The sequence below is a fragment of the Lachnospiraceae bacterium JLR.KK008 genome, assembly GCA_037015955.1.
GTDB lineage: Bacteria > Bacillota > Clostridia > Lachnospirales > Lachnospiraceae > VSOB01.
Genome location: CP143548.1, coordinates 1,273,190 through 1,296,443, shown reverse-complemented (window position 1 = coordinate 1,296,443; position 23,254 = coordinate 1,273,190). Strand labels below are relative to the sequence as shown.

The 23,254-nt window shown below is 48.5% G+C and carries 25 protein-coding genes and 1 tRNA gene; 5 read left to right on the top strand and 21 right to left on the bottom strand.

What is annotated here, in order from left to right; translation table 11 throughout:
• Positions 1-192: 192 nt before the first annotated feature.
• The 5 genes from V1224_06505 to V1224_06485 all read left to right on the top strand — a co-directional run bounded on the left by V1224_06505 (position 193) and on the right by V1224_06485 (position 4,183).
• Positions 193-561 (top strand): GntR family transcriptional regulator, encoded by a 369-nt coding sequence (locus V1224_06505; protein ID WWR17077.1) that lies wholly within the window; start codon positions 193-195, stop codon positions 559-561.
• Between the two features lies 1 nt (position 562).
• Positions 563-1,267 (top strand): ABC transporter ATP-binding protein, encoded by a 705-nt coding sequence (locus V1224_06500; GenBank protein WWR17076.1) that lies wholly within the window; start codon positions 563-565, stop codon positions 1,265-1,267.
• Complete coding sequence (locus tag V1224_06495; GenBank protein WWR17075.1) at positions 1,261-2,085, top strand: hypothetical protein; 825 nt, start codon at positions 1,261-1,263, stop codon at positions 2,083-2,085. The genes V1224_06500 and V1224_06495 overlap by 7 nt, the downstream gene beginning before the upstream one ends.
• 108 nt (positions 2,086-2,193) lie before the next feature.
• The gene (locus V1224_06490) at positions 2,194-3,468 is read left to right on the top strand and encodes a peptidoglycan-binding protein (GenBank protein ID WWR17074.1); all 1,275 of its coding nucleotides are present in this window, start codon (positions 2,194-2,196) and stop codon (positions 3,466-3,468) included.
• A 79-nt stretch (positions 3,469-3,547) separates the two neighbouring features.
• Complete coding sequence (locus V1224_06485; protein ID WWR17073.1) at positions 3,548-4,183, top strand: lactate utilization protein; 636 nt, start codon at positions 3,548-3,550, stop codon at positions 4,181-4,183.
• Between the two features lie 190 nt (positions 4,184-4,373).
• On the opposite strand, the gene V1224_06480 is transcribed toward V1224_06485, so the two are convergent.
• The 21 genes from V1224_06480 to V1224_06380 all read right to left on the bottom strand — a co-directional run bounded on the left by V1224_06480 (position 4,374) and on the right by V1224_06380 (position 23,193).
• Positions 4,374-5,204 (bottom strand): HAD family hydrolase, encoded by an 831-nt coding sequence (locus V1224_06480; protein ID WWR17072.1) that lies wholly within the window; start codon positions 5,202-5,204, stop codon positions 4,374-4,376.
• A 188-nt stretch (positions 5,205-5,392) separates the two neighbouring features.
• Positions 5,393-5,463 (bottom strand) — tRNA-Trp (locus tag V1224_06475).
• 251 nt (positions 5,464-5,714) lie between these two features.
• Entirely contained in the window at positions 5,715-6,836 is a 1,122-nt protein-coding gene (locus tag V1224_06470; GenBank protein ID WWR17071.1) for a DUF6709 family protein, read from the bottom strand.
• A gap of 124 nt (positions 6,837-6,960) precedes the next feature.
• Positions 6,961-8,346, bottom strand: a complete 1,386-nt coding sequence (gene radA, locus V1224_06465) for a DNA repair protein RadA (protein ID WWR17070.1) — start codon at positions 8,344-8,346, stop codon at positions 6,961-6,963.
• Between the two features lie 29 nt (positions 8,347-8,375).
• Positions 8,376-8,786, bottom strand: coding sequence for an endosialidase (locus V1224_06460; GenBank protein WWR17069.1), 411 nt, complete (start codon positions 8,784-8,786; stop codon positions 8,376-8,378).
• Between the two features lie 33 nt (positions 8,787-8,819).
• Positions 8,820-11,270, bottom strand: coding sequence for an ATP-dependent Clp protease ATP-binding subunit (locus tag V1224_06455; GenBank protein ID WWR17068.1), 2,451 nt, complete (start codon positions 11,268-11,270; stop codon positions 8,820-8,822).
• Positions 11,267-11,644 (bottom strand): GntR family transcriptional regulator, encoded by a 378-nt coding sequence (locus tag V1224_06450; protein WWR17067.1) that lies wholly within the window; start codon positions 11,642-11,644, stop codon positions 11,267-11,269. The genes V1224_06455 and V1224_06450 overlap by 4 nt, the downstream gene beginning before the upstream one ends.
• A 111-nt stretch (positions 11,645-11,755) precedes the next feature.
• Positions 11,756-13,141: an SH3 domain-containing protein gene (locus V1224_06445; protein WWR17066.1), complete on the bottom strand. Its 1,386-nt coding sequence runs from the start codon at positions 13,139-13,141 to the stop codon at positions 11,756-11,758.
• Between the two features lie 19 nt (positions 13,142-13,160).
• Complete coding sequence (locus tag V1224_06440) at positions 13,161-13,418, bottom strand: hypothetical protein (protein WWR17065.1); 258 nt, start codon at positions 13,416-13,418, stop codon at positions 13,161-13,163.
• Complete coding sequence (locus tag V1224_06435) at positions 13,415-13,609, bottom strand: hypothetical protein (protein ID WWR17064.1); 195 nt, start codon at positions 13,607-13,609, stop codon at positions 13,415-13,417. The genes V1224_06440 and V1224_06435 overlap by 4 nt, the downstream gene beginning before the upstream one ends.
• A gap of 28 nt (positions 13,610-13,637) precedes the next feature.
• On the bottom strand, positions 13,638-14,909 hold the full coding sequence (gene purD / locus V1224_06430) for a phosphoribosylamine--glycine ligase (protein ID WWR17063.1): 1,272 nt from the start codon (positions 14,907-14,909) through the stop codon (positions 13,638-13,640).
• 17 nt (positions 14,910-14,926) lie between these two features.
• Positions 14,927-15,553 (bottom strand): phosphoribosylglycinamide formyltransferase, encoded by a 627-nt coding sequence (purN, locus tag V1224_06425; GenBank protein WWR17062.1) that lies wholly within the window; start codon positions 15,551-15,553, stop codon positions 14,927-14,929.
• A complete protein-coding gene (gene purM, locus V1224_06420; protein WWR17061.1) occupies positions 15,547-16,572 on the bottom strand; it encodes a phosphoribosylformylglycinamidine cyclo-ligase in 1,026 nt (341 codons plus the stop codon). Before purM ends, purN begins: the two co-directional genes overlap by 7 nt.
• A 23-nt stretch (positions 16,573-16,595) precedes the next feature.
• Complete coding sequence (gene purE / locus V1224_06415) at positions 16,596-17,096, bottom strand: 5-(carboxyamino)imidazole ribonucleotide mutase (protein WWR17060.1); 501 nt, start codon at positions 17,094-17,096, stop codon at positions 16,596-16,598.
• Between the two features lie 120 nt (positions 17,097-17,216).
• Positions 17,217-19,328: an aminopeptidase gene (locus V1224_06410; GenBank protein WWR17059.1), complete on the bottom strand. Its 2,112-nt coding sequence runs from the start codon at positions 19,326-19,328 to the stop codon at positions 17,217-17,219.
• Complete coding sequence (locus V1224_06405) at positions 19,325-19,648, bottom strand: DUF6142 family protein (protein WWR17058.1); 324 nt, start codon at positions 19,646-19,648, stop codon at positions 19,325-19,327. The genes V1224_06410 and V1224_06405 overlap by 4 nt, the downstream gene beginning before the upstream one ends.
• Before the next feature lie 21 nt (positions 19,649-19,669).
• Positions 19,670-19,822: a hypothetical protein gene (locus V1224_06400; GenBank protein ID WWR17057.1), complete on the bottom strand. Its 153-nt coding sequence runs from the start codon at positions 19,820-19,822 to the stop codon at positions 19,670-19,672.
• 141 nt (positions 19,823-19,963) lie between these two features.
• Complete coding sequence (gene pyrE, locus V1224_06395; GenBank protein WWR17056.1) at positions 19,964-20,647, bottom strand: orotate phosphoribosyltransferase; 684 nt, start codon at positions 20,645-20,647, stop codon at positions 19,964-19,966.
• Between the two features lie 196 nt (positions 20,648-20,843).
• Positions 20,844-20,975 carry a hypothetical protein gene (locus V1224_06390; protein WWR17055.1) on the bottom strand — a complete coding sequence of 44 codons (132 nt, stop codon included), beginning with the start codon at positions 20,973-20,975 and terminating at the stop codon, positions 20,844-20,846.
• A 122-nt stretch (positions 20,976-21,097) separates the two neighbouring features.
• Positions 21,098-22,522 carry a HAMP domain-containing sensor histidine kinase gene (locus tag V1224_06385; protein WWR17054.1) on the bottom strand — a complete coding sequence of 475 codons (1,425 nt, stop codon included), beginning with the start codon at positions 22,520-22,522 and terminating at the stop codon, positions 21,098-21,100.
• On the bottom strand, positions 22,519-23,193 hold the full coding sequence (locus V1224_06380; GenBank protein ID WWR17053.1) for a response regulator transcription factor: 675 nt from the start codon (positions 23,191-23,193) through the stop codon (positions 22,519-22,521). Before V1224_06380 ends, V1224_06385 begins: the two co-directional genes overlap by 4 nt.
• Between the last annotated feature and the right edge of the window lie 61 nt (positions 23,194-23,254).

The following is a 23,254-nucleotide window of genomic DNA, read 5'->3' as shown; positions in this document are numbered from 1 at the left end:
ACATACTCCCCCCCTCCGCCGCAGTGCGATACCTCGCGTAAGCCGGCTGCAAAGCAATTATCTTCATCCCATATCCCCTTATTCAGATTATGAGAGATTTCAACTTTTTGTTGACATCTCTTTTTTTCTTATGTATTATTATATTAATCACTTAATACAATAATACATAAGGCAAAGAGGAGGAATATATGTATGGCGTGGAAGCTGGATTCAGACAGACCGATCTACGCACAACTATTGGAACAGATCCAAATGCAGATCGTTTCCGGCAGATACCCTTGCGGCGGCAAACTGCCCAGCGTACGAGAACTGGCATCCGAGGCTGGCGTCAATCCCAACACAATGCAGAAAGCTCTGCAGGAGCTGGAACGGCAAGGGCTGATACAGACGCAGAGGACCTCGGGACGTTTCGTGACCGAAGACACTGACCGGATATGCCATACCAGGCAGGAGCTGGCAAGAGAATTACTGGCTCATTTCCTGCACAACATGCAGCAGCTTGGATATGAGAAAAAAGAGATTCTGTCTTTTTTTGAATCGGAACATAAGGAGGGAGTTTAACATGAGTTACTTATTAGAAATCAGTCACCTTACAAAACAATATGATAAAAAGAAACCCCCTGCACTCAGTGACATCAACCTGTCTATCCCCGGAGGACGTATCATTGGTCTGCTGGGCCCAAACGGCAGTGGCAAGTCAACACTGATCAAACTGATCAATGGCCTGTTAGTCCCTACCTGCGGCAGTCTTACCATAAATGGACAAGCACCTGGAACAGGCAGTAAGGCGGTGATTTCTTATCTTCCGGAGCGCACTTATCTGCAAAGTTCCATGAGAGTCAAAGAGCTCATCGAATTTTTTGCTGATTTTTATGCGGATTTTTCCAGGGAAAGAGCATATGACATGCTGAATTCACTGCAGATCGATCCTTCCGCCAGATTAAAAACACTGTCGAAAGGGACGAAAGAAAAAGTGCAGCTCATTCTCGTGATGAGCAGGAACGCCCAGCTCTATATTCTTGATGAACCAATCGCAGGCGTTGACCCTGCCGCCAGAGATTATATTTTAAGGACGATAATTTCCAATTATCATGAAAACGCAACGCTTCTGATCTCCACCCATCTGATCGCAGACATCGAAAACATACTCGACGATGTGATTTTCATCCGCGACGGCAGTATATTTTTATATGCTCCGGCAGAAAGAATTCGGGAAGAAAAAGGGAAGTCGTTGGACGCATATTTCAGGGAGGTGTTCACATGTTAAAAAATCTGATTAAATATGAATGGAAAGCTGTCTGGAAAGCACTGCTCATCATCAATGCTTTCACCGTCGCCGTCACATTCCTTGGTATGATCGCCATGCACAGTCTCTCCTATAACGGCGGTTTCCACACCGATGACCATATAGTGATGACTATTCTTCTGTTCCTGTTTTATTATGCAACGATCATGGGTGTTTCCTTTGCCATGACGATCTATATCGCAGTCCGCTTTTACCGGAATCTGTACACAGAGGAAGGTTATCTCATGCACACTCTGCCAGTGACAAAACGGCAGCTCGTCATCTCCAAGCTGCTTGTGCACTTCGTCTGCATGTGTATCACAGGCATTCTCGTATGCGCCAGCGTCTGTCTGCTGCTCCTTCCGTTGATGGCAAGGATTACGGAAGATCCCTCTGTGTCTGTCTTCTATTTAATAAAAGAGCTGACCAAAAGCGGTACTGAGGCTTACGGTCTCTTACTGCCTGCTGTTTTTATTTTATACGTACTCGCCAGTATTATCGGCCAGCTCAGCGGCATCCTGTCCGTCTATTGTGCGGTATCACTGGGCCAGACTTTCCAAAAGCATAAAGTGATGGGATCTATTTTATGTTATGTCGGCATCTATTTTCTCTTGCAGACAATAACTACGTTTGCGATGACACCGCAGCTAGTGCTGTCAATTCGTAACACAACGCAGTTCGACCTGGCGGCCTATCTCAATGGTACACTGCTGACTGTGTCGATTATCAGCCTGTTTACCGGTATCGCTTTCTATATCATCACGCTCCATATGATGGAAAAACGACTAAACCTTGACTAAAAAGTGCAGCAGATACCCGGATCATATATAAATATAATTTCATCTGTTATTTTATATGTCATTTTCCATACCTCTGCATAGTATAACAAAAAATGCAGAGGTATCTCTATGCCTTTCAACTATCTGACAAAAGCGCAACAACCTTCTGAGGGAGAAACATTCGAAGGTGGTCTGCGCATTTCCGTGCTCTCCACCATTGGCCTGATCCCCATTGAAAATGCAACTGTTATCATATCATACACCGGCGATCCCCAGACACCGCTCATGACACTCACAACTGACGAGAGCGGTCAGACACCGCCAATCATGCTCTCAGCTCCCGATCTGGAATACAGTTTGGAGCCGGAACAACTCGTACAACCCTATTCCGAATATAATATTACCGTGACTGCAGAAGGTTATGAGCCGGTACTTGTCTCCGGCACGGAAATACTGCCGGATGTCACCGCCATACAGTCGATCCGCATGACACCGATCGAGGAAGGCGAGACGGAAGAAGACATCATCATTCCGGACCACACTCTATTTGGCGAATATCCGCCCAAAATACCGGAGGATGAGATCAAACCGATGGACGAATCCGGCGAAATCGTTCTCAGCCGGGTCGTCATACCGGAATATGTTATCGTCCACGATGGTGTGCCGTCAGATCCCACCGCCCAGAACTATTATGTGCGGTACAAAGACTATATCAAAAATGTGGCATCCAGCGAAATCTATGCCACCTGGCCCGAGGCTGCCCTCTACGCCAATATCCTTGTCATCATGTCTTTCACGATGAACCGTGTCTATACGGAATGGTATCGAAACCAGGGCTATGATTTTACGATCACTTCTTCCACCGCCTATGACCAGAAATGGATACATGGGCGAAATATCTTTGAAAATATTGACATGCTGGTAGACAACATCTTTGCCAATTATCTCTCCCGGCCCGGCGTCAGACAGCCGATCTTTACTTCCTACTGCGATGGAAAACGGGTAGACTGTTCGGGTTTGAGCCAATGGGGTTCCAAATACCTGGCAGATGAAGGTTACTCTCCGATTGAAATCATCCGTTATTATTACGGCAACGACATGTATATCAACACTGCCGATGAAATAGCGGGCATTCCCTCTTCCTGGCCTGGGTATAATCTGACGATCGGCTCAAGCGGCCCCAAAGTGCGGCAGGCGCAGGAACAGCTCAATCGGATCGCCCAGAACTATCCCGCCATTCCAAAGATCGTCGCCGACGGCATCTATGGTCAGCGAACCGCTGATTCCGTGCGCATCTTCCAGGGAATTTTTGACCTTCCACAAACAGGCGTTATTGATTATGCCACCTGGTACGAAATCTCCGATATTTATGTAGGCGTTACCCGCATCTCCGAACCGGACTAAGTTTCGCCATTTGAACTGTTTTGTGATATAATATGGCTGAATGAAATATGTTTCACAAATCTGGTAAGGAGGTATTTTTATGACGCCAAAAGAAGAAGCCTTTGCCACACTGGCAAAAGGAATCGTAGAAAATCTGAGAAAACGGGAAATGGAGGGCTTTTATTTTGAAAACAGTACTGCCCTCTGCGATCATCTGAAACAAATGCTGCCGGAGAATGCCGTGATCTCCTGGGGCGGCAGCGAATCCCTCCGGGAGAGCGGCGTGATGGACTTATTAGAGAACGGTCGTTATAAATTGATCGACCGGGCAGAGGCCAAAACCCCGGAAGAAAAGAGAGAGATCTTCAGCCGCACCGTCATGGCTGACTATTACTTTATGAGTACAAACGCCATTACGATGGATGGAGAACTGATCAACATCGATGGCAACGGCAACCGGATCGCCTGCCTTGTCCAGGGCCCCTCTCATGTGTGTCTGATCGTGGGACGTAATAAAGTCTCCACAAACATAGCGGACGCCATCGCCCGTGCCCGTAACATTGCCGCTCCCGCCAATGTAAAGCGACTGCACAAGCAGACCCCCTGCCAGCAAAGCGGACGCTGCGGTGATTGCTTCTCGCCGGACTGCATCTGCAGCCATCTGGTAATCACACGCCGCTCCCAGCACCCGGGCAGAATCCAGGTATATCTTGTAAATGAAGATCTGGGATACTGAGCCGCAGTCTTATTAAAACATATGTTATATATAATACGAAAAGGTAGACAGCTCCTTGCTTTGTCTACCTTTTTGTCTGTAATTATTATATAAGAAAATTGCTTCACAGCCCGTTCGCACGCAGGGAACCGTGCAGACACGATGCTCTCTTGTTCTGATCAATTCCATAAGTTATCCATGGCATCATGATTTACTCAGTTCCATCTTCCGCCAGGAAACTGCGCAGCGTCTCTATCACATCCGTACATACATAATCAGCCTCCGCCTTGACATGCTCTCTGCTCATCGACATTGCATAAGAGATCCCGCACTCCCGAAACATCGTAACATCATTTTCGCTGTCCCCAAAACAAAGTGCTTCCTCGAGAGAAAACCCTTCCAGTTCTGCCAGTCTCTGTAACGCAGTTCCTTTGTTTACATGTTTCATCGTAAAATCAAGCCAGCCGTTGCCACTGTCCGTTGCCTGCAGCTTGTCATCATATTTCTCATGGAACCACTTCTCTTCTTTTTCCGGTATCCCATCCGGCCACCAGATAGAAATTTTATTGATCCGCCCCTCAATCTGACTGTAATCTTCGATCACTTCCACGCGCGGACGCAAAAATTTATTCATGCGTTCAATAAAACTTTCCCGGTCAGCGAGCGTATAGATCGACATCTCACTGGAAACGATTGTCTCCGCTCCCGGCATGGACAGCATATCATCAAGTAATGCAAAACAAAGCTCTCTCGGTATATAGCCCGCATAAATAATCTCTTCATCTTTCACAATCACACTGCCGTTTTCACAGACAAAGGGATGCCCCTTCACGATCGGTTCAAATAACAGGCGCATATTTTTATACTGTCGGCCGCTCGCCGCCACAAAAGAGACACCCTTTTCCTCCAGTCTCCGGATTAATCCAAAGACTGCCGGGTTCAATTCCCGTCTCTGCTCTTGCGGACCCTCTTCCTGTCCCAACAGTGTTCCGTCCAGATCGCTGATGATTGTTGTTATCTCTTTTCCGTGTATCTGCATCATATTCTCCTATGTTTGTGTCATTTTATCCCGTTTATCCAAATACTTTTGTTTCCTTTGCCATCTCATAAAAAAGAATCGCGTATGTGCATTTTATTATGAAGAAACAGCAAATCCGGGGGAATTTCCTATATTAAAATAAAAAGCCCTCAAAACCACCCAATTCTGCAAGGCTTTCAGGACTTCTTCAGCAGGGGAAGAGGGGATCGAACCCCCGTTTACGGTTTTGGAGACCGCCGCACTACCGCTGTACTATTCCCCTATTTTGTCAATTTTACTGCTAGAAATGATTATATCATACTCACATTGAATTAGCAAGCATATTTTAGCAAATCTTTTACGACTCTCAAACTCATTGAGACCACGCTGTTACAGGAATGTGAAACTTCTTAACTGCCATACAGCCTTGACAGATAGTCCCATCTCGCGGCACTCGTCAAGTGCACGTGCAGGCACGGCACCTGACGCATTGTCCACGGATCGAAGCACTGCTTTTCTATTCTGTCTCAGGCTCTAAAACTGGTTGACATCCTCCTGATTCTGAGAAGCTGCATTCATCACCGGATTGTATTTCAGATCTTTAAAAGAAAGAATACTGCTTCTGTAAGCGTTATCAAGGTCATTGCTATAACCAATGATCATATGCGGCTGCTCCGCATCATAATACCGCAATGCCTCTTTTGTTCTGTCCTCGGACATACTAATATGAGATACCTTTCCATCCGCATGGTACAGACGCATCTCACTCACGGAATTTCTCCCTGTTCTTCTGTAATAATAACCCCAGATCAGATCTTTGTTTGCCAATATATCTGTCCTGGCGTTCCTTATATATACTGTCCAATTTCTGCCAACCCATGTATCTTTGCCAACCGGATGTGCCTGTGCAAAATCTGCATCCACAGCAGAAAGAGAAACTGACGGATTTCCCTGCAGATATTTGTTGATGTTCTTCGCATAACGGTCAGTAAAGCAGCCGACGATACTGTAGATACCGAAAACAATCGACACCAGAGCCCCAATATTCATCAGCCAGAAAAACATGGTTGTAACACCGCCGATCTTGTTCGTCTCTAATGTATAGAAATAGAAGACATCGTATTCTGTTTCTTCTACTCCAATCTCTGCCAGTGTCTGCCGGTAATAACTCTCGATCTCATCGTCCATTCTCGTCCAGGTTCCTTTTACCTGTAACGTCGAAGGAGGCGCTACCGTTCCCGTCTCATCCGCCATGTAATTCCATGTATCATCGATCAGACCGTACATCATAGCCTGATCGCTCTTTTTCATGTACACACTGTAATAATACCAGGTAGACGACTGATTCTCATAATCATCAATCCACTGAAAAGCAATATAGCTGTTTCCATCTACACTGGTCGTACTTCCGCCATACTTCCGTGTCGTTGTCGTCGTATGTTCCACATAATCTGTCAGGAAAAAGTCTGCGTCGACCGTCACATATTTTCCTTTATAGGAATCGGGATCTCTTGTAAAATCCATCTCGATCGGTCCGGTAATCACATTGATAATCGCAAATTTTGTCCAGACCAGAAGCCCGATGCCAACTGCCAGCGCAATTACCGCATACAAAATCAGCGTTTGTCTGGCTTTTTTCTTCAGTATTTCTAACATACCTGTTCCCCCTCTTCTTTACTATGCGCTACAGCAAATGACAGTGCAGCACGCCGCTGTTCTGCACCCGCAGTGCTCATTGCTGTCGTGCATAAGTATACCACATAAGTGTTCCGCCAGCAAGTTACATCAGCCGAATTGCCTCCTGGACACTGGAGACGCCTTTGAGCGTGATCTCTTTTGGTATACTCCCGGAAGCGCGCAATGTTTCTTCCGCCGATCTGGGCAGGATACATTCCGTGAACCCGAGCTTGGCTGACTCTGTGATGCGCTGTTCCGCCATGCTCACGGAGCGCACCTCGCCGCTTAATCCGATCTCTCCAAATACGACGGTTTTCTCGTTGACCGGCTTGTTTTGAAAACTGGACACGACTGCCATGGCAATACCCAGATCAATCGCTGGCTCCATCATCCGAATCCCCCCGGCAATGTTCACATAGGCATCGCAGTTCGACATCGGCAGACCAACCCTTTTTTCCAGAACTGCCATCAAGAGGCCTACCCGGTTAAAATCGGTGCCCGTCGCCTGTCTTTTCGGGATACCGAAATTGCTCCTGCATACGAGCGCCTGAATCTCCAGGAGGATTGGTCTTGTTCCCTCCATTGAGCAGACAACCACACTGCCGCTGGCTCCCTGCGGCCTGCCATTTAACATAAATTCCGAGGCATTCGCCACCTCAGTCAGACCGCTTTGCCGCATCTCAAACACACCGATTTCATTGGTGGAACCGAACCGATTCTTTACGCCCCGCAGGATTCGATAAGAGGCATGCCGGTCTCCCTCAAAATAGAGTACCGTATCTACCATATGTTCCAGCACTCTGGGACCGGCCACTGTTCCTTCCTTTGTCACGTGACCTACGATAAAGACGGAAATCCCCATATCCTTTGCCAGACGCAGCAAAATTCCCGTAGCCTCCCTGACCTGTGACACACTGCCTGGCGCCGCTGACACTTCATCCCGGTACATCGTCTGAATGGAATCGATCACAACCGCCGCCGGCTTTTGTCTGGCGATGATCTCCTCAATGACTGCCAGATTCGTCTCGCAAAGTAGCAGCAGATCATCCGTAAACTCACCGATGCGCATGGCACGGAGCTTGATCTGCTTCAAAGATTCCTCCCCGGAAATATAAAGTACCTTCCGGCCGTCGTCTGACAAATATCTGCACACCTGGAGAAGCAAGGTGGACTTTCCAATCCCCGGATCACCACCTACCAGAATCAGAGAACCGGGCACGATACCACCACCCAGCACCCGGTCCAATTCCTGTATATGTGTGCCCATCCGCTCTTCCTCTTCCATCACAATCGCAGACAAAGAAGAAGGCTCCTGTCCTTCCTTAGAAGCCTTCTTTCCACTGCCTGACGCTGCCTTTGAAGTTGTCGAGACTGTCTCTTCCACGAATGTATTCCACTGTCTGCAGCCCGGGCACTGTCCCATCCATTTCGACGACTCATACCCGCACTCCTGACAGAAAAATACTGTCGCTGTTTTTCCTTTCGCCATATCCCTGTTCCTTCAAAACTTACGATCGTTTATTTGCAGATTTTCACGGCTACCTCACCTGCGCCCGCGAGCTCCACACTGATATTGAGCTTGCCTCCCAAGTTGGTACGCATCTTACCGATGCTTCCGCCTCCGACAAATACTTCGTACTCTGTTTCATCTTCCAGACCTACGGTCAACTGTGCATCTTCTTTTCCTTCCACATTAAAAGCGACGCCGTTCTCATTTTCCATAAAATGAGTCACACTCGTGCCAGGAACAGATTCATAAACAAACATACCGTTTTTTTCCAGCTTTGTCATCGTGACATATGTCTTTACTTTAAACAGGTCACCACCATGCTCAAAATCTTCTTTTTTGGCTTTTTCCTTCAGACTGTGATTGCCAAAACTGAGACTTCCGTCACTCTCTGTACGAATCAATCCTTCCACTGCTGCCATTTTTATTTCCTCCTGTGCTTTTGTATTTTATGATTATTTCACTGTAAAAACGACCTGCTTTTTCTTCAATCCGGCTACTACCACGTCGCCGGGTACAATTCTCTTCTGTAAAATCTCTTCCGCCAGCATATCTTCGATCACGGTCTGAATGGCCCGCTTCATCGGACGCGCCCCCATCTTCATCTCAGAATATTTGTCAACAATATGCTCTTTCAGCGCCGGCGTTACCGTCAGCCCGATGTCCATCTGCTCTTTACATCGCCGCGACAGATTTTTTACGAGGAGTGAAACTACGTCTTTCATATTCTCCTTGTTCAGGGGATGGAACACCATGATCTCGTCAATACGATTGATGAACTCCGGCTTAAACATCCGCTTGACCTCTTCCATGACACTGGCCTTCATTGTCTCGTAGTCTTTCTTTTCCGATGTCTCCGCTATAAATCCCAGACTTTTCGGTTCGATAATCCGCTGCGCGCCTGCATTGGATGTCATAATTAATATCGTATTTTTAAAGCTGACTTTCCTGCCCTTGGAATCGGTAATATGCCCGTCATCAAGTACCTGAAGCAATATATTAAACACATCCGGATGCGCCTTTTCTATCTCATCAAAAAGTACTACGGAATAAGGATTGCGCCGCACCTTTTCGCTGAGCTGTCCCCCTTCGTCAAATCCTACATATCCCGGGGGCGAGCCGATCATCTTAGAGACGGAATGCGACTCCATATACTCCGACATGTCTACCCGGATCAGCGCCTCTTCGGAACCGAACATCGCTTCCGCCAGCGCTTTGCTCAGTTCTGTCTTGCCCACACCGGTAGGACCGAGAAACAAAAAGGAGCCGATTGGACGATGGGGATCCTGTAACCCGACCCGCCCTCTGCGCATGGCTTTCGCCACAGCTTTTACCGCTTCCTCCTGTCCGATCACCCGCTTATGGAGAATAGACTCGAGTTTCAACAGACGCTCGCTTTCTTTCTCTGCCAGCTTGGATACCGGGATCTTTGTCCATACGGACACGACGTCGGCGATTTCATTTTCTCCTACCGCCAATTCCCGGTCAGCCATTTTCTGCTCATGAGCCGCCTTTGCCTTTTCATATTTTCTGATCAGTTTTTCCTGATTCCTGCGGATTTCCCCTGCCTGCAAGTACGCTTCTATGCGAATGGAACGCTCGATCTGCAGATCCATTTTCCCTATTTCTTCCTGCATTGTCTTCAGGTTTTCCGGCATGTGCATATCCCGCAGGCGGATCGCCGCTGCCGCCTCATCAATCAGATCGATCGCTTTGTCCGGCAGATTCCTGTCATTGATATATCTGTCGGAGAGCTGTACGGCGGCCTCGATCGCTTCTTTCGTGATTTTAACGCCGTGGTGTTCCTCATATTTGCCACAGATACCGCTTAGAATCCGCACGGCCTCCTCTACGGAAGGTTCCTCAACGGTCACCGGCTGGAATCTCCGTTCCAAAGCCGCGTCCTTCTCAATATACTTGCGGTATTCCGCGATCGTCGTGGCTCCAATCAATTGAAGCTCCCCCCGCGCCAGAGAAGGCTTCAATATATTAGAGGCATCGATGGCCCCTTCGGCGCCTCCTGCGCCAATAATTGTGTGCAGTTCATCCAAAAACAGAATGATATTCCCGTCCTCAGTCACTTCACGCACTACTTTTTTGATCCGCTCTTCAAACTCTCCCCGATACTTGCTGCCCGCCACCATACCTGACAGATCAAGTGTGACGACTCTTTTATTTTTAATCGTCTCCGGTACATCGCCCGCAGCAATATGCAGCGCAAGTCCTTCCGCTATCGCAGTCTTTCCCACGCCGGGCTCGCCTACGAGACAGGGATTATTTTTCGTACGGCGACTCAGAATCTGTATCACTCTCTGAATCTCCGTCTCTCTGCCGATAACCGGATCCAGCTTCCCCTCTCCCGCCAGTTCTGTCAGATCTCTGCTATATTGATTTAAAGTCTCTGTCGTACTGTTCTTATCTTTTTTCTTTTTCCCTTTATAACCTAAATCCTCTTTGTAAAGATTACCGTCCTGCCCCATCGCGAGAAGAGTATCCATATACAATTTCTGTATCTGCATACCAAGCGTATTGAGCAGTCTCACCGCCACATTGTCTCCCTCTTTTAACAGAGACAATAAAATGTGCTCCGTCCCGACTGACTCCGAGCGAAACCGGATCGCCTGTCTTGCCGACTCCTGCAAGATTTTTTCCGCCCGGGGCGTATAACCGTCCCTCTCTTTCACAGGCAAAAAATTCCCCGGCGCAATCAGATCATAGATCATGGAGATCAACTGCTTTTCCTCTACCCCATTGTCCTGAAGCACCCTGGCGGCTACACCAGTATTCTCCCTGAGCAGTCCTAACAGAATATGCTCCGTACCAATATAGTTCTGTCTCAGCTCTCTTGCTGTCTGTTTTGCCAATGAGAGCGCAGCGACTGCTTTCTTTGTATACTGCGACATCATCCCAGCCCTCCATAATCTTCATAGATTTCATCTATAAGAGCATGCACTTCCTGACGAGAAATATTCTTACAACTTCCTTTGGCCAGCAACACCCGCAGCTCCTTTTTCATATCTTTGACTGCCTGCATTTTATCAATATCCACGGCAATAATAGCTCCCTTTCTTCTGTCTACTTTCACATACCCTTCCTGCTTCAATACAGTATATGCTTTGTTTACCGTGTGCATATTGATTCCGACCATGTCTGCGAGCTGGCGCACAGAAGGAAGTGTATCGCCTTCTTTCAGCCGTGTCGTGGCAATTCCAAGAATGATCTGATTCCTCAGTTGAATATACAATGCTTCGTCACTGTTAAAATCCAGTTCAATTATCATTTCATCACTTCCTCTGTTATATGAATATTATAACAGAGTGTAAAAAAAGTCAAGTCAGTGCCAGCTCCTGTGCTGACACCGACTCTGTCATCTTAGCTCATATAAATACCGTTAAAAATCATCCTTGTCATCCATATTTAAAAATTCGAACTCAAAATCGTCATCATCCAGATATTCATCGCCTTCGTCGTCCTCGTCCTCATAATCCTCGTCGTCTTCGTCCTCATCTTCATCCTCGTCACGACGGGACAGGAAATTTTTCGGACGCCACCGGCGCCGTCTCACCGGACGCTCATCTTCATCGTCTTCGTCCTCATAATCCTCGTCGTCTTCCTCGTCCTCATAATCCTCGTCGTCTTCCTCATCCTCGTCGTCCTCATAATCCTCGTCGTCTTCCTCATCTTCTTCGTCGTCATCATCGTCATATCCATCATCCTCACGATATTCATGAAGCTTTACGGCAAGAACAACACAGACCAGGATCAGGATCACAAACAAAACGATAGCTGCAATCAGGATAATTTTTCCGTTTCCCTCCAATGAGGACAGAAAATTTCCCCCGCCGGAACCACTGCTGCCAATATTCTGTTTTTCCAATTTATGATTGCTGATGGAATAGAGGTACCAGCTTCCCTCATCCTCCTCATCATTTTCGTCTTTGATGCGCAATAAATAGAGATCTTCATTCGCATTCTGCTGAAGAAATGAAGCGTCGATCGTAATATCATCGAGATCCGTACCTGCGGGAATATTCTGCGAAGATATGATATTGACAATCTTCATCGCATCTCCGGAACCTTCGGAGTCTTCCGGCGCGGCTTCCTCCCCTGCCGGCTCTTCCGGACTGGCTTCTCCTTCTGCGGGCACCTCTTCCCCGCCTTCCTCCGGGCTTCCCTCCGCTGCCGAATCTTCAACCGGGTCCAGAAGGTCAGAGCGGATGAAACCAATATTGCCATTCACCTCAACCTGATACCAGGTATTCCCGTCAGAACCAACCGTCTCTCCTGTCACCGTCACCTGCGCGCCGGATTTCACACTAGACCCGACTGCTGCCGCAGAAGTGGAAGGTCCCTTTCGTACTGTGGCGTTTGTGATCGCAGTAGCAGATTTCACGTTCGTCTCTGACACAGTGGCCGAAACTTCGGAGGTTGAATTTTCCCTCTCTACCTGTTCCTGTGTCAGGCTCGCTCCACCCTTGTCTGCCAGGTCAGAACGGATATAGCCCGTCGTACCGTTCACGGATATTTGATACCATATGTTGCCATCGCTTCCTGTCACTTCGTCGAGAACAGTAAATGTATCCCCCTGTGATACGCCGATCACTACGGCGCTGTCAGTACTGGCGCTGCTCCTTACATTTGCATTGTTTTTCATGGTAATGTCTTCCGCATGACTGACAAAGCTATTTGCACCGGAAAAAAACATATACATAGCCGCCACCACTCCGGCCGCTCCATATAAGATCTTTCTCCCCGTTTTCTCTGCTGCTATCTTCATTTCTCTAATGTATCCTTCCTTAATTTTTACGCTTAAACCGCTTTGCTCCTTCTTCTTCCTCCCCGGCTTTGCCAAATCCCTGAATCTTCTTCTGACGCCGCTGCTCATCTTCCAGTCTGGCATGATAATCCCGTTCACATTTTGCGCAGAAACGGCCGCTGCGAATATTGGTTCCACAGACCTCACAGCGAAGAAAGGCTGCGGAATCCTGGGAAATCTCCAGCTTATTTTCCTTCAGCATACGGCGTATCGATTTCTGACTTACCCCGGTGCTCATCTCTGCCTCGGAAGCCGTTGCCCCGGATGTTCCTCCAGAAAACGACGCACTTTTCCATAATCGTCATAGTCAACCGCTCTGCAGTCCTCACACTGATATTCTCCGACTCCTTTGAAAATCATAATACCGCCGCATTTTTCACATGTAACCGGCCTGTTATAATTTTCCGAATCCCCAAATCGTTTTTCCACACAAAACACCCCCATATAATCTTATTTTTTACGCCTCATCGATTGCCTTTCCAATATCGTGACGCATATATTTCTTTTCAAAAGAAACCCAGCCGGCAGCCTCATAGGCTTTTTCCCTGGCTTCTTTTAAATCTTTACCAAGAGCGGTAACTCCCAGAACACGTCCTCCGCACGTAACGATCTGATCGCCTTTTCTGCCCGTTCCCGCATGAAAGCAAAAATAATCATCCTTGCCATCGAAACATTCCAGCCCGGATATTGGAAACCCCTTTTCATAGGAAACCGGATAACCACCGGACGCCAGTACGACACAGACTGCCGCGTTATTCTCAAACTGCAGATCAATCTCATCCAGCCTGCCGTCAATGCACGCTTCCATCACTTCTATCACATCATTTTTCATACGCGGCAAAACGACCTGTGCCTCCGGATCTCCAAAGCGGGCATTGTATTCCAGCACTTTCGGTCCTTCTTCCGTCAGCATCAGCCCGAAAAAGATAATTCCCTGAAAAGTTCTTCCCTCCGCCGCCATAGCGTCCACCGTCGGCTGATAAATATATTTCTTACAGTATGCATCCACTTCCTCCGTATAAAAGGGACTCGGCGAAAAGGTACCCATACCGCCGGTATTCAATCCTGTATCTCCATCCCCGGCACGTTTGTGATCCTGTGCGGATGTCATTGTCCTGATCGTCCTGCCATCTACAAAGGCAAGAACCGACACTTCCCGTCCTGTCATAAATTCTTCAATGACGATCCTGTTACCGGCATCTCCAAACTGTTTTTCTTCCATAATCGTGTGAATCCCTGCTCTGGCCTCTTCCAGAGTATTACAGATCAGCACACCCTTTCCCAGTGCAAGCCCATCCGCCTTCAGTACCACAGGCAATTTGGCCCTTTCCACATAAGCGAGCGCCTCTTCGGAAGAACAAAAATTTTCATAGGACGCGGTAGGAATATGATATTTCTTCATCAGGTCTTTGGAAAAAGCCTTGCTTCCCTCCAAAATAGCCGCATTCTTCCGCGGGCCGAACACCCGGATGCCTGCCTCCTCCAATACATCGGTAAGCCCTCCCACAAGCGGGTCATCCATACCGACAATCACCAGGTCGACCGCCTGCTCTCTGGCAAACCCAGCCAGCTTATCAAATTCCATCGGACCAATCGGCACACACTGCGCAACCTGTCCGATGCCGGCATTCCCCGGCGCACAAAAGATCTGACTCACTCTGGCACTCCTGGCCACACTCATGGCGATCGCATGTTCCCTTCCGCCGCTTCCTACGATTAAAACTTTCATCTTTTCCTCCTGAACTGTCAATCCCGTATGACTGCCTTGCCGCCCTCGACAACGATCTTTCCCTGCGCAAACAGTTCCACTGCCCTCGGAAGAAGAATCCACTCGGCTTCCTCCATCACACGCCGCTGTAATGTCTGCGGCGTATCACCGGGATGTACCTCAACTGCCTTCTGCAGCACGATCGGGCCGGTATCCGTCCCCTCATCCACAAAGTGTACGGTCGCCCCGACCACTTTGACGCCCCGTTCTAACGCTTTTTCATGCACTTTCAGTCCGTAATAACCCGTCCCGCAAAAGGAAGGGATCAGCGATGGATGAATATTCAAAATTCTGTTTCTGTATTTTTTTATCATGCTTTCCGGAAGTACGACAAGAAAGCCGGCCAGTACGATCAGATCCGGCGCAGCTTCCTCCACTGCCTGCAAAAATGCGGTATTAAAGTTTTCCCTGTCAGCATAGTCTTTCGGTGAAATACAACGCCCCGGAATACCATGTATTCTCGCACGCTCCAGTGCATAGGCTCCCTTGTTGTTGCTGATGACTGAAACGATCTGCACATCCGCAATCTGTCGCTTCTCCACACTGTCGATCAGCGCCTGCAGATTTGTGCCGCCGCCGGAGACACATACGAGCACCCTCAGCATAAGTCAACTCCCTTTTCGCCCGTCTCTATCTGTCCGATCCTGTAAACAGTTTCCCCTGCCGTCTGTAATGCTGCCATCGTCTTGTCCACATCGTCCGGTGACACGGCTACCACCATACCAATTCCCATATTATATGTATGATACATCATCTCTTCCTCGAGATTGCCTTCCTTTTGCAGCAGTCCGAAAATGGGCGGAATCTGGTAACTGTCTTTTCTCACTACCGCCCGCACACCGTCGGTCAGCATACGTGGAATATTTTCATAAAAGCCGCCGCCGGTAATATGGCTGCACGCTTTGACCGTAACGCCTGCCTCCCTGACCTGTCTCAGCGCTTTCACATAAATTTTCGTCGGCGTCAAAAGCGCCTCTCCAAGCGTCTCTCCGAGCACATCATAGTAAGTATCCAGGCTTTCCCTCGTCATTGTAAACACTTTACGCACAAGTGAAAACCCATTGCTATGTACGCCGCTCGAAGCAATCCCGATCAGCACATCGCCCGGTTGCAGATCTCTGCCCGTAATCAGGTCTTTCTCATCCACGATGCCGACCGCGAATCCTGCCAGATCATATTCATTGATCGGATAAAATCCCGGCATCTCCGCAGTCTCCCCGCCGATCAGCGCCGCTCCCGCCTGTTTACATCCCTCAGCCACGCCCTTGACAATATCAGCGATCTGATCCGGATGATTTTTGCCACACGCAATATAGTCCAGGAAAAACAGTGGTTCACCACCCGCACATGCGATGTCATTGACACACATGGCCACGCAGTCAATGCCGACCGTATCATGCCGGTCCATCAAAAACGCCAGTTTCAATTTCGTTCCGACTCCGTCCGTACCGGAGACAAGCGTAGGCTTCTCCATATCACGAAAGGCCGCCATGGAAAAGGCTCCAGAAAACCCGCCGATACCTCCAAGCACTTCCGGACGCATCGTCTCCTGTACATGCTTTTTCATCAATTCCACGGAGGCATAACCCGCTTCAATATCCACGCCTGCACTTTTATAATCCATCTTCTATCTCCTTATATCGCAGCTTAATAGTTTTTATATCCTGCTTCCTGTAAATGTGCATCCTTTTTCTCTACGCTCGTCTTCAGATCTGCCTGATAGTCTTTCAGCCTCTGTAACAGCTCACTGTCTGACACGGCAAGAATCTTCGCCGCCAGCAGACCCGCATTGACCCCGCCGCCTATGGCTACGGTAGCTACCGGAATACCGGAAGGCATCTGCACGATAGAATACAGGGAATCTCTGCCGCCAAGAGACGTGGTGTGCATCGGAATGCCGATCACAGGCATCGGAAAGATAGCTGCACACATCCCCGGCAGATGAGCTGCCATACCTGCCCCTGCGATGACTACTTTGATTCCTCGCTCTTCCGCCGCTTTTGCATATTCGAAAAACACATCCGGCTCCCTGTGTGCGGAAATGATCCGCATCTCATAAGAAACGCCGAGCTGGTCTAAAATATCCGCCGCTTTTGCCATAACCGGCAGGTCGGAATCACTGCCCATAACGATTGATACCTGTGCCATAATCACATCTCCTTTTTCATTTATCCTTATCTATTTTATTATGAGACTTCTTTACCGTCAATACATTACCGGAGCCTTTTTGCCACATAGGAGGTATTTCCTATATGACAATGACAGCAGTCAATCTGCAAACGCCCGGTTCAGTTCCTCGCATCCCGGCAGCACAAAGCGTCCGTTCCGGATGATCGTCTGCTGCCTTCCGTCCGCAGACACAGCGGTCAGCTCTCCCAGTTCGTCATAGGGAATTGTAATATCCGTATGGCAGTTAAAGTAGGCTTTCGTCTGATCGGTGGTTCTGTTTTTGGAACAGGTATTGTCTCTGGCGATCACTTCCTTCCCATCCGGATTATACACCGGAAGGTCTTCACTGTGAGAATAACACGTATCGCCGACTGCAAAATGCGGCCCTGTCTTTTCCGCGATTAAAATCGGCAGTTTATCCGCGATCTGATATTTTTCAGCGGCCACATACGCCGTCGTGTTCGTCCCGATCGCAAATTCTCCCAGCGGAAGGCTATCGTGATGATAAAGCACATTTTCCCGGATGTAATTTCGGTTTGCTTCCTCCGATTCAAAATTACCGCAGTGATAATTCGTTATCATCCCTTCCGTAAAAGTCAGCTCCAGATCTTTGTATTCCAGCCCGTTTAAAAATACGCGGGTGACATGCAGTGTACCGTTTGTTCCTTCCAACTGCGGGGAGGTAAAGACCTCGCCGACCGGAATATTCACATCGGCCACACAGTTTTCAAAGATCGTCTCCTTTTGCGGGTTGGAGAGCGGGTGAAGGGCTATCGCCAGCTCCGTTCGATTTACGCCCTGCCCTTTGACTCTCACATACCGGGCCTGATCGAGTACATCAATAATTGTCTGCTGTATGCTCTGATACAGTACATAGTCCAGGGTGTTGATCTCTGTCACGGCATCAAAGATTTCCGGGAACTGCTGGCCGATCTCCGGTGTCGGAAAGGCAATGATCGTAAAACTGCGCTCTTCTCCTTTGATATATTGATTGACGAGTTCGCCGGCAGCGGAGGCATATTCCACAGCCAGCTTTCTCTGCACGTCATTCAGCCGAGCCGCCTCCGGTTTCGTCTGCGGTGCAAACGGTGTTTCACCAAAAGACTCCAGACAAGCCGGACCACCGTGAACGCCCGCCAAATCCTTTACGGCCTCGTAAGCTGCTTTCAGCTCTTCCAGTTTCCTGCCCACATATTTTTTATCGAGGAAGAGTGCATCGTCCTCTTTATGATCATACAGATATTGCTTGTTGGCATCCGCCCCGCAAAAACCGATGCGCATAGCCCCTTTTCTATGGAAAATACTCGTAGACGCCCTGTGGATCACCGATTCCAGCCCCATCTCCCGAAAATTCAGAACTGCCTGCCGGATGATCCGCTCAAAGCCTGCCGGAAACCGGATATTGACCGTCTTTTTCTTTGTCATATCCTTGCCGCCCGCAAGGAAACCTTTGCGATACCCCTCTGTAAAGGTTTCAGCTATCCTCTCTATCTTTTCCTGCGGCAGACTGCGCAGATAAGAGGCAAGCGCCTCCTCGGCCCCGGTCATATATTCTCCGTAATAATATAAATACCTGTTATCGGTAAGGTCCGCATCCATTACAATACGCAGAAAAAAATCACAGTCCGGATCTAACTGGCTGCGCACTCTCTTTTCCAGCTCTGTCTCAGAATAATCGCTGATAAACCAATAGATAATCTGACGAAGCTGTTCATAATCCGGCGCGTTCTTTTTCTCCTCAAATGCACAGACAAAAGACTGATAGACCTCCAGAAAAAGCTCTATCCGTATGACAAACTCTTCCCTGTCCCGTTCATACACCGACTCGATCTGGCTGTGCAGCTCCGCATACAAAAATGCCAGCGCTCTGCCTGTCTCCTCGCCATATTGACTCACCGCATACGCCGGATTGCCATAACAGTTATCATAAGCCTCCGGCAAAATGTCTTCATACAGCGCATAATTGCGCGCCCGAAGCTGTGCGAGCGTCAGACTGTGCAAAGGCTTCCGCTCCTGTTCTTCCCATTCACTTACCAGTTTTATGATATAACCTGCTGTCCGGCGGAAATAAGGCACATATTCCGGAGAAATTCCCAACTCTCCCTCTGCCAGAGAAACGATCTCTGCAATTCGCTCTCCGGCCAGCGCAAACCGCTCGTCCAACGTATTTTCGGCAATCGGTATTGTCCCGCCTGTCTCATTTTCTCTCATATTCCATGCACTCCCGCAAATAAAATAAATCCGGTGCCCGCCAAAACCAAACTATTTAACACAAGCCCCAGATATGAAAAAAAATAATATTTGTCCGGTTCCATCCTCGACATAACGCCGAGTACAAACCCTGCGAGTGAAAACAGCATCGACAAAAATGCCGCCACCCCATAGCGCACCTGCGCGGCCCCGCCATTTAAAAAGGTAAAGTAAACAGCCATGATAACAGAAGCCGCAGAAACAATCCCCAGTATCGTTGACATGATCGCCTTCTGGGGATGCTCCTTATTGGTAAATATATAACCGTTTTTCTTCGCCATCACTGCCTCCCGTGTTCCCGGTCAGAACAATAATTTTGATTTTGCGGCAAGCAGTCTGGCTCCACCGACGATCAGCAGAACGCCGCCGGCAATTCCCATCACGATCGAAATCACGCCCAGCGTAATGTTCAAACCTCCTGTCAGGCTCATGACCTTATATGCTTTTTCTTCCATATTCTGTCCCTCTCTCCTTTTTATTCCCGCCGGCAATCGGTCTGGTACCGTGTTTGTCCGGACATTTGACAAATGCCGCGAAGGGCAATCCCGTCACCCTTCAGGCTCTTCAAACTCCATTCTCCGCTGCCTACGGCGGGATTATATTGGCTTTGCTCCGTACGCTGCATAGTACGCTTCGATCGACTTCTTAATCGTATCGTCAATATAAACCTTCCCTTTATATTCTCTGTTATACAGACAGGAGACGACATCCTCCATTGTTACGATGGCTGAAGCCGGAAAACCATATCGGTCCTGGATCTCCTGCAGTGCGCTCTTGTCTCCGTCCTGCCCCTTTTCCATACGGTTCAGAGACACCATAAGCCCCACGATCTCCACATTTCCTTGCGCTTTCAGCACCGGAAACGTCTCTTCAATCGACTTTCCCGAAGTGGTCACATCCTCAATGATAACGATCCGGTCTCCATCGTGAATCGGACTCCCAAGCAATATACCGACATCTCCATGATCCTTGATCTCTTTTCGGTTAGAACAATATTTCACATCTTTTCCGTATAACTGGCTGATCGCCATAACCGTTGCCACGCCAAGAGGAATCCCCTTGTAGGCAGGACCGAATAAAATATCAAAATCCACACCATACGTATCGTGTATGGCTCTGGCATAATACTGTCCCAGACGGCAGAGCTGGCTCCCCGTCACATACGAACCGGCATTCATGAAAAACGGAGACTTCCTGCCGCTCTTTAACGTAAACTCGCCAAACTTTAACACATTGCTGTCCACCATGAACTCAATAAATTCCTTTTTATAGCTGTCCACTTATCGTTAAACCTCCGTATCTGCCGGCTTTTGCATCTTGTTAAGGTTTCATAATATGATAATTAACACTATTCCTTTTCAGACACACTGCCGCTTATTTTTCCGTCAGCGTTTTCCCAATTTTACCACATTTACTGCCCGTCTTCAACTATATTGTTCCTGTTACTTTCTGCCCCATGCGTCGTCCTGCTGTCGATCACATCCCATTTTCTTCCAGAGGGACAGGAATTACCGCCCTTTCAAAAATGACCGCAAAGACAAGCACGATGACAAATACAATATAATCCGCCCGAAAACCGGCAAAATATCCTGCCGTCATTGTCTTCATATCTGTCATGCCGGCAGCAGCACTGTCGCCATCTTATTCCTCCAACCTTCCGTATGATAAGACCTGTCATATTATCCTGTAATTTGTCAATATTCTGCCCCCCCCTCCGGCCCCAGGCCTTCTCATTCCTTCTTTTCTCCTGCCATTCCCACTTTCATTTCATCCGCCGCACTGTCCTTCTTCGGTAAACGGAAATAAAACACCGTCCCCTGACCGTATCTGCTCTCTGCCGTGATACTGCCGCCATGGGCTTCCACAATCCATTTCACCATCGTCAGACCCAAACCGGCGTTGCCCCTTGCCTGAGAACCACGTGAGGCGTCGGCCTGATAGAACCGTTCCCATATTCTCGGCAAGTCTTCCGCCCGCACCCCGATCCCGTCATCGCGGACGTAGCCCTGAATCGTATCATCCAGTCCCACAAGACTCACCCAGATATGCCCACCCTCTCTTCCATAAGTAATGGCATTTTCCAGCAGGTTTATCAGGCATCTCATCATCATTGTCTCATCACCTTCCAGATACAGTCCCGGCTGACAATCCAGATAAATTTCCATCTGTTTCCCGGCAGCCCGTTCCCGCTCCTCCTCGACAATGATCTCTGTCAGCTCACTGAGATTTATGTTCTCCCTGTGCAGCTTTTCCTGTCCCCGGTCCGCGCGGGCAAGCGCCAGGAGCTGAGAGATCAGGACAGACATTTTATGAGACTGTTCCAAGATGATCTGCAATTTTCCCCTCGCTTCCTCGGAAACCGTATCGTGGCGCAGTACATATTCTGCCTGCGCTGCAATGACCGAAGTCGGCGTGCGCAGCTCGTGAGATGCATCCGCAGTGAATTGTTTCTCACGCTCATAAGCCTCCTGGATACGCTCCAGCATCCGGTCAAATGTATCTGCCAGGCGGTAAACTTCATCGCTCCCGTCTCCAAGTCTGATACGGCGTGACAGATCATTCCCGTCCGCAATCTCATCTACCGTTTTACGAATCTTCTCGATTGGCGCAAACGCCTGCCGGATAATATAATATCCGCCGATAGCTGCCAATAAGACAAAGACTGGGATAAAAAACATAAGCAGCCGCAGCATAACTGCCAGCCCGGACTCTGCCTCGCTCTGAGACAACACGCCCCGCACCCACACCCCACGTTCGGCATACAGGGGTTTGTATACGTCAAAGATCAGCCATCTGGCAGAACGCAGCCTTACCTCCTGTATCTTTCCGTTCTCAAAACCGGGTATCCGGGCTTCCTGCAGGTCATGAGGAAGCTGACCGTAGATACAGGTTTCCTGCTCATCATAGACCGTGAGATAAACGCCGTCCTGAAAAATTCTCAGATCATCGTCTATCTCCACCCCATTCCATTCTTCATCATTATATTCTATCTCATCAAGACTGCCGGAAACAGCCTCCTCCAACCGGCTCTGCACAGAAGCAAGAATCTGTCTGTCACCGATAAAAAACAAAATGACAAAAATAATCCCTGTGAGAGCGATCAGAAACAGCGTATACCAGAGCGTCACTCTTCCTTTGATCGATAACCTTCTCATCCATTCTCCCTCAATACATACCCAGCGCCCCGGATTGTATGGATCAGTTTCGGTTCAAAATCATCGTCGATCTTTTTCCGCAGATACCGGATATAGACATTCACGACATTGGAACCGCCTTCGTAGTCATAATTCCAGATATGCTGCTCGATCCTCTCGCGCGTCAGAACGATTCCCTTATTACGGATCATATATTCTAAAATGGCAAATTCTTTGCTTGACAGCACGATCTCCACATTCCCACGGAACACGGTCCTCTTATCACAGTCCATTTTCAGATCTGCAACGGTAAAACAATTATTGGTATTTCCAGAAGCTCTCCGGAGCATCGCCCGAATGCGGGCTGTCAGCTCGTCCAGCGCAAACGGTTTCACGAGATAATCATCCGCGCCCGCATCAAGTCCGGCAACCCGGTCCTCCACACTGCCCAGTGCTGTCAGGAGCAGTACCGGTACGTGATTTCCCAGATCCCTGAGCTGTCTGACTACCTCAATCCCGCTTGCTCCTGGCATCATAATGTCCATCACAACGGCATCATATTCCGCAAGCCGGATGTAGTCCAGCGCTGAAATCCCATCATAGCACGCATCCACCGTGTAATGATTCTGTTTCAATTCCCTGACGATAATATCATTGAGATTTCTTTCGTCCTCTGCCACCAAAATACGCATATTTTCTCATCCTTTTTCTACTTAATTGCACTGATTCCTGACCTGTCTCACTCTGATTTTA